The sequence below is a fragment of the Ornithinimicrobium murale genome, assembly GCF_003352835.1.
Classification (GTDB): domain Bacteria; phylum Actinomycetota; class Actinomycetes; order Actinomycetales; family Dermatophilaceae; genus Ornithinicoccus; species Ornithinicoccus muralis.
Genome location: NZ_QLVD01000019.1, coordinates 295,827 through 308,609, shown reverse-complemented (window position 1 = coordinate 308,609; position 12,783 = coordinate 295,827). Strand labels below are relative to the sequence as shown.

Here is a 12,783-nt window from a genome sequence, read left to right as displayed (position 1 = left end):
GCTCACGACAGGTTCACCACGCCTGTGCCATCGAGGCGGGCCAGGTAGCCGGTCTCCCCGTAGTCGAGCAGGTGCGCCACGTCGTCGCTGTTGGTCGGAAGCCGGAAGGTCGCCTGCATGGGTCGCGGGTCATCCAGTGAGGTCTGGGCAAACCACTCGTCCAGGGCGTCGCGGTCACCGGCGGCCAGGGCGTTCCGTACTGCCTGCAGGTCGCCAATCGTCTGGTCGATGGCCTTCGCGACCCGGTCCCGGTTGGACCAGACCAGCTCAGCAGGGAACGTCGGGCTACCGCGGACCACACGGGTCGCCCCGTTGAACGAGCCGGCCGCCAAAGTGCCCGCCAGTGCCACATTAGTGTCATCGTCGGCGAGCCGGACCAGCGCCTGGCCCAGGACGTGCGGCAGGTGAGAGGTGATGGCGACAACCTGGTCATGGACCTCAGGGCGGATGATTGACGAGCCGGTCTCGAACGTGCCGGACACGAACTGTAGGGCCTCGGTCAGCCTGGCGGGCCTGGTCGCCGAGTCCGGGGTCAGTACCCAGGTGGCACCGACCAGCAGACCTGCCTCGGAGTGCTCGAATCCGCTCTCGGCTTTCCCAGACATCGGGTGGGCACCGACGAACCGGTCAGCCAGTCCGCCAGCTGCAGCGGCCGCCACCACGTCGGCCTTCGTGGCGCACACGTCGATGACCAGGCCGTTACCGTCAGGGACCTCACCGTCGCGCAGCATCGCGGCCACAACAGGCGTCGGCGCGGCCAGGACGGTGACGGCAAAATCGGACAGGTCACCGGCCGAGTCGACGACAGCAATGCCTTCCTTCCGGGCAACCTCGCGGACAGTAGGGTCAGCGTCGTAGGCCACACAGCGCCCGCCGAGCTCGGTGACCCGGCGGGCAATAGAGCCACCCATCAGGCCGAGCCCGACGACCGCGACTGACAGGTTCACGATGCTTCGCCCAGGGCAGCCAGATACGGGCAGTCCTGCTCATCCAGGTCCGTGCCGCAGCCCTGGCAGTACGTGACCGTGTCCATCCCACCGTGGTCCTGGATGGTCTCGGTGACCGGAGTGTGCTGGGCGCGAACCACGGCCTCGAGGTCGGCCAGCGTCGCCTCGGCCCTCTCGGCGCGCACGAAGTCGGCGTAGTTCTGGTCAAGCAGGGAGGCACAGTTCAGGCAGGTCGTGTCCCAGGTGATGGAGCTCTCGTGCTCGGCGATGGTCTCGCGCAGCCGGCGGATCTCGGCCCTCAACTCGTCCTCATCGGGCCAACCGGATGCGACAGCACACGACTCGACCTTCCGTAGTGCTGCCGCCTCGGCCTCCCGCTCGATGGCAGGACGGGCAGACAGTGCCAGGACCGCTCCGGTGACCCAGGACTCGAACTGGTCACAGTGGGTGTCGCCCTCATCCAGGTAACCCTCGCTGTGCCCAGCGTCGCAGACTTTGTCATCGCCATCACGCACGCATTCGCCGTACTCAGCCAGCACCAGCGCACGCGCCTCGGCCACGGCCTGCACCGGATCCACAGAGCTCATGACTGGCCCTCCTTGGTGAGGTAGGGGTTGCAGTGTTGCTGCCCGTGGTCGCCGGTCGCGCAAGTGTCGTAGTTGCCGTGGTCGCGACAGGCGAGCCGGTAACCCTTGTCCCATGCCGCAGCTTCACGCTCAGCCAACTTTGGGGCCAGGTTGCGGGCCTGCTCGATGCACGGGCTGCAGGCGACGATCTTGGCCGCCGGGAAGATCGGGTGGCCGGCAGCGCGGTGCAGCAGCTCGGCCAGGTCCTCCAGCTCTGGGTCCTGCCCGTGGACGAGACGCTCGGTGTCGGTACTCATGACCTGGTGGTGTGGCGCGGCGGACCAATCAGTCCGGTGGCAGCTAACCCCGCTCGATGATCGCCAAGAGGTCCAGCCATTCCCGGTCGTCGCGCCCGAGCGCCTTGGCGGTGATGGCCCGGCCCTGCGCGAAGGTGCGCACCTTCTCGAGGGTTGCCGTGGCGCTCACCGGTTCGTTCTCGGGGCGAGGTCGTTCGAAGCACTGGAACTCCGCGGAGGCCAAGGCCGCCTCGGCTCGCAGGGCACGGATGGCCACGGAACGCAGGATGGTCCGGACATCCTTCTGGGCGACGGTCAGCAGTTGGTCGAGCTTGGCCTCGCCCTCGCCGTCTCCGTACAGGTGGCTGTACGCCTCGGCGACCTCAGCGATGAGCCGCACGTCTCGCTCAGCAATCCGCGGGTCGGGCTTCGGCACATCGTCCAGGGCACCGGCAATCACGGCATCGATCTGGTCCTGGGGCGGATCGAACGGCTTACTGGGCTCCCAGCCGTCCAGTTGGTGCTCGGCACGCAGGGCGCGGACCATCACGGCACGGGTCGCGGCAGAGATCGGCTTGATGGAGTCGCTGACGATCATGGCGACCACCTCAGCGCCCTCGCCGTAGTCGGTCGCGTCGTCGAAGGCGGCACCCAGCTCGTCCTTGAGCCGGTCGAACAGCAGCCGGTCCCGATGGGAGCCAGGCTCGTCGACGAAGCGCAGGTCTCGACCGGCAAGGATCACTTGTGCGGTGATCTCGGCATCGGACGGTTGATACGGGTTGGTGCTCGCGGCAGTCATGCCCTGGTGGTGTGGCGCCCTGCGAGTTCTGCCAGCGGGTGCAGCTACCGGAGGATCAGCAAGCCGACCAGCGCGGCAGCACAGAACAGGAACATCATTCCGACGTTACGCCGCGGCAGGTAGAAGTCGTGCGCCCACGGATCCCGGACCCTGGGGTTGGCCGGGATCTCGGGTGTCGGGTCCAGAGGGTGCGTGCCGCCGCGCACGTCCCTGCTGATCCGGGCCGTCATGAGCAGCCATGTGACGGCCAGTGCGCACAGGACGACGATCAGGACGGGGATCACCCAGTTGGACAGGTGGATGGACATCATTCATGCCTCCTGGTTCAGGCTGGTGCGCTCGATGCCATGAAACTCAATGTCCATCAAATCAGCCCCTTGTCGGTGCCTGCGTCTGCGAACTGGTCGAGGTTGCACTCGGCCGCAGCCTTGTCGTACCGCTTGCACGCGAGGCGGGGCTGGAACAGGCGCGGGTTAGCCGGGTCGGTGACGTACAGGTAGGTGACGGTCCAGACATCCCCCACCTCGACGCTGCCCTTGCCGATGGTGGACGCATTGCCGACCTTGACCAGGGTGCCGTCAGCACCGTGAACGGACAGGGTGGCCGAGTCCTTCGTGGAGTGCAGCTTGGTGACGATGACGTCGGCGTCCTTGATCAGCTTGTGCTTGACCAGGTAGGTGGAGCGACGGCCTGACTCATACGTGCCCTTGCGGTAGCGCAGCATGATGCCCTCGCGGTTGCCCGCCACGGCCTCAGCCAGCAGGTCGGCCTTGGCGTCAGAGTTGCCGACACTGTCCGCGAGAGGGGCCACGATGACCGCCTCGGCGTCCAGGTCGAGCAGTTCGGCGATGACGGTCAGAGCCTCGTAGCGGTTGATGAACGTGGTGTTCTCGTCGCAGAACGTCTGGTGACCGTCGGTGGCGACGACCAGGTCGAACAGAACCAGGGTGCGGCCGACGACCTCACCGTCGAAGACCCAGCGACCCTGGCCCAGGGCGGTGAACGGGGTGGTGTGTGCGAGGCCGACGTTGCGGGTCTTCGCCTGACCCTGACGATTCAGCGCGGTGACGACACCGTCGCGCACCTCGATGACAACACGGTCACCGTCGTACTTGAGCTGGGCGCACCAGTCAGTGTCGCTCATCATGTGCGACACCTCGACCGGGCTGAGCGTGGAGGCCAGCATCGGGCGGGTCGGCAGCGCCGGGTCGGTGTCGTCGGTCGTGGTCGGGCGCCAGCCGTAGTCGATGAGCGCGTGGCCGATGTCGGGGGTGACATCGGCCAGGACGGTGGCTACCTCAGCGGCAGCGACCGGCTCGCCAGCGTGGGTGATGTCGGAACCGACCTGGGTAGCCAGGACATCCAGTACGGCCTGGGTGTCTTTCAGGCGAGCACCCTCGAAGCTCAGGTCCCCGTCGTAGGTGAGCGTGCCCTGCCGGGTCGGGTTGTAGCCCTTCTTGACCTTCGAGTCGAACTTCTTGTCGGCGGCAGCCTGCGCGGTGGCCTCACCCTTGACGAACTCCGGCTTGGTGAAGGCGCCCGCGGTGCCGTTGCGCCCGTACTGGGAGAACCAGACCGCCGGGCCGTCTCCGCCGTCACCAGCCACGACGAAGGTGCGGTAGAACTTGTCGTTGCCGCTGCGGGGGTCGATGTAGGTGGCCTCGCGGACAGTGATCTCAGTCTGGTTGCTCATGCCCTAGTGGTGTGGCGGATGGCTCAGTTGCGGGCACTTCCTTGGGGCGGGCATTATCGGCTCCATGCCATCGGAAGCACGACAAGCCCTAGACAACGCACTGGCCGACGTGGACGCACAGATCGCCCACGCCAAATCGTTCACGGGAGGGACCCGAGGAGCTCCGGCCACCCACAATGGCCAGCCCCGTCCCGGACGACCGTTCACCAGGGCGGGAATAGTTATGCTGTCCGCCGCGGTCGAGGGCTACATCGAATCCCTGGTGGTCGAGACGTCCACGGCACTGAACCTCACGACCCAGCAGCAGAAAGACATCGCCGACCAGGCCGGCCGATCTCACGGCATGAACGTCCACCACGCACACACACTCTTCGCCTCAGTAGGGATGCCGTTCGTTTTGGATGGCATCAGCTGGCAAGGGCTGCCAAGCGGTGGCGTCAGGGATCTCCTCAAGAGCCTAGCGAAGTCTCGGAACCAAATTGCTCACGGTCGGGCACCCGCTGCGGCACAACTCACTCCGCTGGAACGGTCTCGCCACCTGGTCGCGCGGCTTTCTGACCGACTCGACCAGGCGACATCCGACCACGTCAAGGAGGTGACGGGCACCAAGCCCTGGTAGGTCTCTCCGTCCGCCCGCTCTTTCGTCCAGGGCGAGTCCATCAGACACCTAGCAGGCCGAGGCTGCGGGCGTGCCGGTTGTAATTTGCGCTCCACATCGAGTGACGGGACGGGCGGTCCTTGGGGGTGAAGCCGCACGAGCAGGAGGTCCCCGTCGGGTTGTCGAAGTTCGGCTGGTGGTCTTCCGCGCTCACCGTCGGGACCTGGTCGGCAGGTAGGACGGTCATCGGGGAGTCCGGCTCGGTGCGCAGGTCCATCATCTGCCCGCCGACGTCAACCATCAGAGACCACTTCTTGGAGCGGGCTGCCTTGCTGGCGGAGACGACGGTGCCGACGTAGGAGCCGACCTTGACGACCTGGCCTGGGGCGAGGTCGCGGACGAAGGACAGGGTGGCGGTGGCCTGGGTCGTGGTGTTCATGCACTGGTGGTGTGGCGTGCGCGGTCGTCACGTGCCACCGTGAGCACGTCAACAGCCTGGACCTCTGCGCGCGGGTCATCCGGGACGTCAGACATGTCTTCCGTGTCGGAAAACGCCTCGGCTGTGATGGCCGGCCCGCAACCAGAACTGAGTGTGCCGTCGTTCCCCCGAAACCCGAGGGTGAAAGCGGAGTAGGTAGAGGCGTAGTCCCCGATGAGAAACCCACAGCCGGCAGGCACCGATGCGATGGCGTCAGTGAGGTCCTCGTCATGGCGGCACAGGGGCTTGAGCCCTTCCGGCGCAATCTGCCAAGCGAGGATGTCGCCGTGCCTGCTGTCGAAGGTCACGCCGGAATCGTTCACCAGGTCTTCGACTGAGCTGTGCGACCCAAGCTCTGCCAGGTACGCAGACGGACTGACGACGAACTCTCCGGCCGCGGTCTGGCCAACAGAGTCGTGCGCGCGAAGGAACACTGTGCGGACAGTGCCGTCGTAGCGAACGAGTCCGATCGCTCCGAGAGGCTGCGTGAGGACCGCCTTGGCAGCGCCGTAACTGCCGATCAGGTTGTAGATGTCGTGCATGGGTCGGGCTCCTTCTTGGCTACTAGTTGGGGTGTTGCTCGAGAGCCAGGTCAGGCTCGCAGGTTCTCGAAGATGGCCTCGGCGGGTGTGTCGTCCAGCTCGTCGGCGGTGAACACCCCGGACAGTGACTCCGCGAGCAACGCGATCTCGTACACCAGGTCGCTGCCCGGCTCGGAACTCATCGGCGGGCGCAGCGTGACGGTGCCGTCCGAGTAGGTGTTATTTCGCATCCGGCCGGTGGCGACCAGACGCAGGTGCTCCCGGGTGGCACTCTGGGCAGGGATGTACTCACCGACCAGGCACTCGGTGCAGCCACAGCCGCGCGGGTCGATTGCCAGTGGCGTGGTGTCGTCCATGTCCAGGTGGTGTGGCGCGACCGACTACCAGCCACCGTGTCGGTCGATCGCCTCGTCCCACGCGCGTCCAGACGACGGTGGCCAGGACTGATGGGCGTCACCAGGTCCACCACTCCGACGGCCCGGGCAGTGATCTACGCCGACGGAAGACGAGGGCAGGTGGCTCGCCCAGAGACAGCCCGGCGCCACACCACCAGGTCATGAAGCACCCACTGGACTCTGCGCCTGTTCTAATCCACGCGCTCACCGGTTCCCAGGCCCACGGCACCGCCACCGAGTTCAGCGACGTGGACATCACCCGGGTGACCTCCTTCCGTACCGAACAGCTCGCCGGCCTGTCCCCGGTTCCTGTCGCCGAGCACCAGCGGCAAACCATCAAGGGCATCCTGGACGTCACCGACATCGACGTCGCCACCTTCCTGCGGCACGTCGTCAAGGGCTCCGCCAGACACTTCGAGGTGCTGTACTCACCGTTGGCCGCACCCCGTTGCGAGACGGGCGCCATGATCCTGACCGCCCGCCCCCTGCTGGTTACCCAGTCCGCGGTCCGGCACGCCTATCGCGGCTACATCGCCTCCCTGGCGGCGAAGGTCGTTGACCCCGGCCCAAACGTCACCAAGGAGCTGGCCGTCCTGCACCGCCTGCTCGCCCAGGCCACCGAGCTGTGGACCACCGGCGACCTCGACCTTCGCATCGCTGACCCGGGAGGCGTGGAGGATTTCGTCGCCTCGTTCACCGGCGGAGATACCGAGCCTCTGGCCGACTTGATGAACGAGGCGTCCGACATGTTCGCCGGGCTATCACCGTTATCGTCCGACACTGCCGCTGCCCGGGGTCTGGCCGCCGACCTAGTGATGGCCGCCCGTGCCGGCGCCGACCAGAAGGCGCCGTCATGACGTGGCGCTTCACCCCCGATGACAGGCCGGCCGAACCGGTGGCTGGTGCCTCCGGCCTGCGTGCCGCCCTGGGAACTGCAGGCCGGGTCGAGGCGATGACCGCGTGGCTGAACCTGGCCCACCGAGCCGACCCTGGCGCGGCAGCGACCTACGCCCGGGTGCTGTCCGCCAACCCTGACCTGACCGATGCACAGTCACACCTGGCAACCCGCGCCGGCAAGCGTCCCAGCCCCGCCCGGCTCGAGGACCTTGCCCAGGCAGCCCGTGACGTCAACCGGTCCGGTGCCACCATTCACCGCCGCATCGCCCGCAACCTCGAGGCGTTCGGTGACGTGATCATCGCCGGCTGCCCGACCGACGCCGACCGCCACCGGCACCAACGCACCCCCGGCGGCTGGCTCTGTGGCGACACCGTCAAACGGGGCGATACCCTCATCGACCCACGCCCCGACGACCGGTAGGTCCACCCACCACCACGGCGGGCGAGCGTTGCGAGCCGGTGTCGATGGCCGCTAGGCCGGGATTGCTGGGCGAGCTGGCCGGTCGTCGGGGCGAAACTGCAGGAACTCACCTGACTGCTGCGACCTCACCTGCTCTGTGGCTGGCTTGATGATGGGCTGGTCCTGGTTCGCTCTGTTTCCTTGTTCATTGGGGATCTTGGTCTGTGTTCCCGTCTCGTTCCTCGTCTCGTTCTCTGTGTGTTCTCGGATGGTCCAACTGTCGTTGTCCCTATCTGTCTGCCGGTATGTCAGCTCCTCGTGGTCGTTCCGGAACCCTGCTCCTCCTTCGTCGTATGGTCTGGTCGTTCACGGTCCTACTGTCTGTCTCTGCCTCTGCTTCCCCCTTGGTCCTTCGGTCCCGTTGGTCTTGCCCGTTCACCTGGATCTGTGCCCCGCGATGTTTCCCGTGTCGTTGTCGTGGCGTGCCCGGACCGTTCAACCCACTCGTTCGTCTGTGCTCACCGCAGGTCAGGGGTCATCTGCTCCACTGTGCCTGCACTAGCAACCACCGTCACTGGTCACCTTGACGCCCGAGCTCACTGGTCTGTTGGCCGCCGGCCCTCATCGACACTGTCCCTTGAAGATCAACTCGGCCATGCGCCAGCCCTAAGAGTTCCCCGGGTCGTTGACGAAGCGGACACGTCTCGCCTCCTGGCCAGATGGTCAACCATGTTGGGCGGGTGCCGGGGCTGTGGCGGCTCGCTTCAAAACTCTTAGCTATCACGTTCCACGCAAAAAGGGCAGTTTCACCGGATCCTTGCCCAACCCGCACAGTGAGTGCAGTAACAGCCACCCGTCCCCCAACAGTCAGTACGCCAACACTCACCACCCATAACTCACTGTTACACCAACACTCACCTCACCCCTGGCTGGGCCACCATCACACCCAACTCGATCTCCACCAGCATCCATAAACACACGTAACCGAACGCAAACAGCCACAAAACCACCCAGCCAGCAAGTCCAGCACCACCACCAAAGGCTCGACAGACAACAAACTGGACCTTGCGACTGCTGACGGGGGCTGCTGAGTTATGGGACATCTGTCCCAAGCGCCGTGCCGGGTTTGCCACCTGCGCCCGGCCGTCTTGGCATGTTCACTGGTATGAGGCGACAGATCTGGAAGATGACCCGTGCCCAGTCGGGTGCGATGGACGCTGCGCAGTACGCGTCGCGCGTCAAGCCCTTCGGTTCGGCGATTCGCGACCTGCGCGAATCGACGCTGCTGACAGTGCGCACCGCCACGGGCGTGGAGTCCTACATCCTCACTCCTGGGGGCCGGGCCGACCTGTCTGCCAAGGCCGCCGACGTCCTCGGCAACGCTGTCGGGGCCAAGGCAGTGCGAGTCGATGAGACACCCGACCTGTCCGGCGGTCCGGAGATCGCCCGCATGGTCGCCCGACCGAACCAGTCCGCCTCCCGCGACGCCCAGGCCGGTGCCGACCCCGCCGAGGTGGCCCGCACTATCGCCCGTGTCGCCGAGCCCGGATCGTGGGTGGCCGTGTCCCTGCGCCGCCCCTCCGGCAAGGAGGTTGATCGGACCCGCGAGTGGAACCACAAGCGGTCCGCGTCGGTCACCCACCACTCGCTCGACTCCGAGGTGCTCGTCGCCTCCTTCTTCGCCGGTGCCGCCAGCGCCTCATCCGCGACCTTCCTTCTCGGCCAGGTCGTCTCCGCACTGCCAGGCATGGACGTCGACGCGGTCGCCAAGGCACCCTCCGACCTGGGCGTCACGGTCGGAACCGCGGTCGGTGCGTTGGCCCTGGGTGGTCTCGGTTTCGCTGGCGAGAGCTACCTGCCGGGTCTGCTGGCTGAGCCGCTGCCGGACCTGGCCACCACCGTCGAGTCACTGCCACTGTTCACATACGGACTGCTCGGTGCGGCGCCGTTGGCCGGAGTGTCCGCGCTGGCCGGGTTTCATCTGCTACCGACCGCGCGCCAGCGACTGCGGAAGGCTGCCGACAAGGGGGTACTCCCCCGCCCGGCCACCGGCGGTCGATCCGCCCCGAAGCCCAAGCCGACCCAGGACGGCCAGCCTCCGGCCAAGGTCGACAACCCCTACCCACTGGCCAGCACCAGCTTCCTGGTCGGCCCCTCGGTCGTTGCTGGTGTGGTCGCCCCACAGGGTGGTGCCGAGGCTGGTGCCGCCACGACGGGTTCCCGCGGTGCTCCCCCGGCTCTGCGCGAAGACATCGGACCGATGATCGGTACGGCCGGCGGTGACAGGTTCCATCTCTCGGCCGCCGACTTCATCGCTGGCGTCGGCATTTTTGGCGTGCCCGACTCGGGCAAGTCAGTCGCCATCCGGGGCCTGTACGGCTGGAACGTCCTGGAGCGGGTCTCCCCCTCCGGCAAGCCAGGTCGCCCGGGCCGCAGCAACACCCTGATCGCCTTCGAGAACAAGGGTGAGGGTGCCGGTCAGTACATGGCCTGGGCCGAGCAGCTCGGTGACCACCCGCACCGCATCGACCTGGCCGACCCGTCCACCCCCGCCATCGACCTGTTCGCCGGACCGGCCACCGCCTCGGCGAAGGCCAAACAGGTCGCCGAAGCCATGCAGTACGCCTTCCCCGAAGGAGACATCCGGCGCCAGTCGCTGTCCACCATCACCCTGGTCCTGACCGTCTCCCAGTTCGTCACCGACCAGATCGCGGGCTGGGCCGACCTGCCCGCCGGTGGCTCCGTCGTCGAGCACGCCGCTGTGCTGCTCGGCGCCCAGGGGGATGAGGCCGGGATGAAGCTGGCGACCGCCCTCAAGCGTGCCGAGCTGGAAGGCGACGACCCTCAGCTCGCCTCCGCCATGTCCGAGCTGGCGCCGCTGTACGGCGACAAGGTGACCACCTCTCAGCGCCGCCAACTCCAGGAGGCCCCGCGCACCAAGCTGGAGACGCTGGCCGAGGCCTCCGACTGGTTCGCCCCCGACCGCCCCAAGCTGTCCTGGGCCGACATCCTGACCCGGCACGAGAACGTGGTCGTCAACACCGGGGTCTCGGCCAGTGGCGAGCTGGTCTCGGCCGAGGTCACGACCGTCATCGGGTCCATGCTGCTGTACACGCTGCGCGACGCGATCATGCGCCACTGCTCCGGGTGGAAGGACCAGGGCCGGTTCGTCTCCATCTTCGTTGACGAGCTCGCGCTGCTGGCCGCCGGGTCCCCCGAGGTCGTCACGTGGCTGCGTAACCAGGGACGGTCGTACGGCATCTCCCAGAACCTGGCCACCCAGTACCCCGACCAGTTGCACGAGCAGGTCCGCAAGGCCGTCCTGTCGTTCGGCACCATCTACTGGTTCCGCCAGTCCAACCCGCAGATCGCCGAGATGGCCGCCGAAGCGCTGTCCGTCGACGGGTCCGATTGGTCCAAGGCCGACGTGTTCAACCTGCCGGCCCACACCGCCGTCATCTCGGCCCAGGTGAACAAGGTCGCCCAGCCAGCCGTACCCGTGGCGATCGGCTTCTGGGAGGACGACCGCTCCGCCTTCCCCGCCGCCCAGGGCTACCCCACCGGTGGCCGCCTGCCCGAGCCCGAAGACCTACCGGCCCTGGCCCAGCTCGAGGACGACGAGGCCAGCGATGACAATGTCGCCGTCTCAGTGCCGACCCAGCCCGAGGTTGGCGAGGAGGCAACGGTCCCCGCACCGGAGTATGAGGGGGACCCGTTCGCCCCTGACCGGTTCGCGCAGTGAGCGCCGTGGTCGCCGAACCTATCCGGCACGTCCTGGCCCAGGACCTGGCCCCACCGGTGCGCCTGGACCAGGTGGCCAGCCGGGCTGGGCTGCCCATGTCGCTGCGGGCCCACACCCGCGACGACCCGTACTACTCGTCACTGTTCACCCTGTCCTCCCGTGCCGCGTGGACCGGGCGAGACCTGATCCTGCGCGAGATGGCGGCCGGCGCAGACCTGGCCGTGCCGTGGCAGTTCCGCAAGTCCGTCGAGGTCCTGCGCAGTCCTGACGACGACCCGATCGGTGACATCCTCGCCACCCACCGTCAGGATGCGATCCGGATGCTGTCTGCGGTCAACATGTGGCGCACCATGACGGTCCCGCAGATGGCCGCGATGGTTGGTGCGGCCCGGTGGGCGAAGTCCGGCTGGCCCACCCCGGTGGCACGTGCCCACGGTGGCGGTCTGTTGCAGGCAGGTGTGCTGACCTCCCTGGTCCGCGCCGACCTGCCGACACTACTGCGGGTCGACCCGGACGGTGACCCGGGCCCGCTGCTTGACCGCCTCACTTTCGCCGAGTGGCTGGGGTTGACCTCCGGGCAACTGTGGCGGGGCTCGAACACCCCGGACCGGCACAACATCATGGTCGTCGAGATGGCCCTGCGGATCGCCCAGATGTGTCCCGGTGCCGGTGTCGTCCTCGGAGAGATGTGCGGCAACCACGACCTGCTGCTCGGGGTGGAGAGTAAGAGGCTGTCTCGCCGCCGCGCCGACTCCGTGGTCATTCGCAAGGACGGTCTCAAGATCGCCCTGGAGGCCACGGCCAGCGACCGGTTCGCAGGCAAGATGGAGAACTGGGTGGACTTCCTAGTGGCCGACAAGTCCAAGTCGACCGTGGTGGTTTTCGTCGAGATGGTCCGGCCCGGCTACTCCTCGGAGGCGACCTACCAGGCGATCTTCCGTGGCATGGCCAAGGCTGTGTCCTCCTCCATGTCCGCGGTCGCCGCCGGCGTGCTCGAGCGGATGTTCCTGGTCCGCTGGTCCGACTGGTTCCCTGCCGCGGGGGTGGTCACCCCTGACTTCGCAACACTGCCCGCCACCCGGTACGCCGGCGACGGTATCGGCAGCCACGCCTCCTGGGCCCGTGTGGACCTGCTGGACCCAGCGTCTCTCCCCTTCTCAGCGGGCGCCACACCACGTGACCCGATGACTGCGCTATCAAACGCCCGGCTGCTGACCGGCGCCCCGAAGGTGCTGACCGACAAGATCAGCGCCCCGATGCCCGACGTGGGAGCTGCCCTGCGGGCCACCGCCGGCTTCCCGACGATCCCCGGAGTATGAGCCGTGCAACACAACCCGTTCGCGCAGCCGGTGCCGACCCGAGAGAACAGGCCACCGGGCCAGTGGGTCACTCGTGCCCGCAACCGTGCCCAGCGCCGGGCGATAAGGGCA

General features: G+C 67.2%; 14 protein-coding genes. 5 read left to right on the top strand and 9 right to left on the bottom strand.

The features are described 5' to 3' along the window. Positions 1–2 precede the first annotated feature (2 nt). Genes DPQ65_RS08060 through DPQ65_RS08035 form a run of 6 tightly spaced genes read right to left on the bottom strand, consistent with a single transcriptional unit; the run spans position 3 to position 4,301 of the window. Positions 3–947 (bottom strand): prephenate dehydrogenase, encoded by a 945-nt coding sequence (locus DPQ65_RS08060; protein ID WP_114906811.1) that lies wholly within the window; start codon positions 945–947, stop codon positions 3–5. Further along, positions 944–1,534 (bottom strand): hypothetical protein, encoded by a 591-nt coding sequence (locus DPQ65_RS08055; RefSeq protein ID WP_114906810.1) that lies wholly within the window; start codon positions 1,532–1,534, stop codon positions 944–946. Before DPQ65_RS08055 ends, DPQ65_RS08060 begins: the two co-directional genes overlap by 4 nt. After that, a complete protein-coding gene (locus tag DPQ65_RS08050) occupies positions 1,531–1,830 on the bottom strand; it encodes a hypothetical protein (protein ID WP_114906809.1) in 300 nt (99 codons plus the stop codon). The genes DPQ65_RS08055 and DPQ65_RS08050 overlap by 4 nt, the downstream gene beginning before the upstream one ends. 43 nt (positions 1,831–1,873) lie before the next feature. Beyond that, on the bottom strand, positions 1,874–2,608 hold the full coding sequence (locus tag DPQ65_RS08045) for a hypothetical protein (RefSeq protein WP_114906808.1): 735 nt from the start codon (positions 2,606–2,608) through the stop codon (positions 1,874–1,876). Between the two features lie 44 nt (positions 2,609–2,652). Then, entirely contained in the window at positions 2,653–2,919 is a 267-nt protein-coding gene (locus DPQ65_RS08040; RefSeq protein WP_114906807.1) for a hypothetical protein, read from the bottom strand. Between the two features lie 53 nt (positions 2,920–2,972). Further along, a complete protein-coding gene (locus tag DPQ65_RS08035; protein WP_114906806.1) occupies positions 2,973–4,301 on the bottom strand; it encodes an ATP-dependent DNA ligase in 1,329 nt (442 codons plus the stop codon). Between the two features lie 223 nt (positions 4,302–4,524). Between DPQ65_RS08035 and DPQ65_RS08030 the strand changes: the two genes are divergently transcribed. Beyond that, positions 4,525–4,920, top strand: coding sequence for a hypothetical protein (locus tag DPQ65_RS08030; RefSeq protein ID WP_114906805.1), 396 nt, complete (start codon positions 4,525–4,527; stop codon positions 4,918–4,920). A gap of 40 nt (positions 4,921–4,960) precedes the next feature. Here DPQ65_RS08030 and DPQ65_RS08025 read toward each other — a convergent pair whose 3' ends face one another. The 3 genes from DPQ65_RS08025 to DPQ65_RS08015 are packed head-to-tail and all read right to left on the bottom strand — an operon-like array spanning position 4,961 to position 6,275. Beyond that, on the bottom strand, positions 4,961–5,338 hold the full coding sequence (locus tag DPQ65_RS08025) for a hypothetical protein (RefSeq protein WP_114906804.1): 378 nt from the start codon (positions 5,336–5,338) through the stop codon (positions 4,961–4,963). Further along, positions 5,335–5,919 (bottom strand): hypothetical protein, encoded by a 585-nt coding sequence (locus tag DPQ65_RS08020; RefSeq protein WP_114906803.1) that lies wholly within the window; start codon positions 5,917–5,919, stop codon positions 5,335–5,337. Before DPQ65_RS08020 ends, DPQ65_RS08025 begins: the two co-directional genes overlap by 4 nt. A 50-nt stretch (positions 5,920–5,969) precedes the next feature. Continuing rightward, positions 5,970–6,275 carry a hypothetical protein gene (locus tag DPQ65_RS08015; RefSeq protein WP_114906802.1) on the bottom strand — a complete coding sequence of 102 codons (306 nt, stop codon included), beginning with the start codon at positions 6,273–6,275 and terminating at the stop codon, positions 5,970–5,972. A gap of 200 nt (positions 6,276–6,475) precedes the next feature. On the opposite strand from DPQ65_RS08015, the gene DPQ65_RS08010 reads away from it, so the two are divergent. The 4 genes from DPQ65_RS08010 to DPQ65_RS07995 all read left to right on the top strand — a co-directional run bounded on the left by DPQ65_RS08010 (position 6,476) and on the right by DPQ65_RS07995 (position 12,672). Then, positions 6,476–7,171, top strand: a complete 696-nt coding sequence (locus DPQ65_RS08010; RefSeq protein WP_114906801.1) for a DNA polymerase beta superfamily protein — start codon at positions 6,476–6,478, stop codon at positions 7,169–7,171. Then, positions 7,168–7,632 carry a hypothetical protein gene (locus DPQ65_RS08005; protein ID WP_114906800.1) on the top strand — a complete coding sequence of 155 codons (465 nt, stop codon included), beginning with the start codon at positions 7,168–7,170 and terminating at the stop codon, positions 7,630–7,632. The genes DPQ65_RS08010 and DPQ65_RS08005 overlap by 4 nt, the downstream gene beginning before the upstream one ends. A 1,144-nt stretch (positions 7,633–8,776) precedes the next feature. Continuing rightward, positions 8,777–11,353, top strand: a complete 2,577-nt coding sequence (locus DPQ65_RS08000; protein ID WP_114906799.1) for a type IV secretory system conjugative DNA transfer family protein — start codon at positions 8,777–8,779, stop codon at positions 11,351–11,353. Between the two features lie 5 nt (positions 11,354–11,358). After that, positions 11,359–12,672, top strand: a complete 1,314-nt coding sequence (locus DPQ65_RS07995) for a hypothetical protein (RefSeq protein WP_162802092.1) — start codon at positions 11,359–11,361, stop codon at positions 12,670–12,672. Positions 12,673–12,783 lie beyond the last annotated feature (111 nt).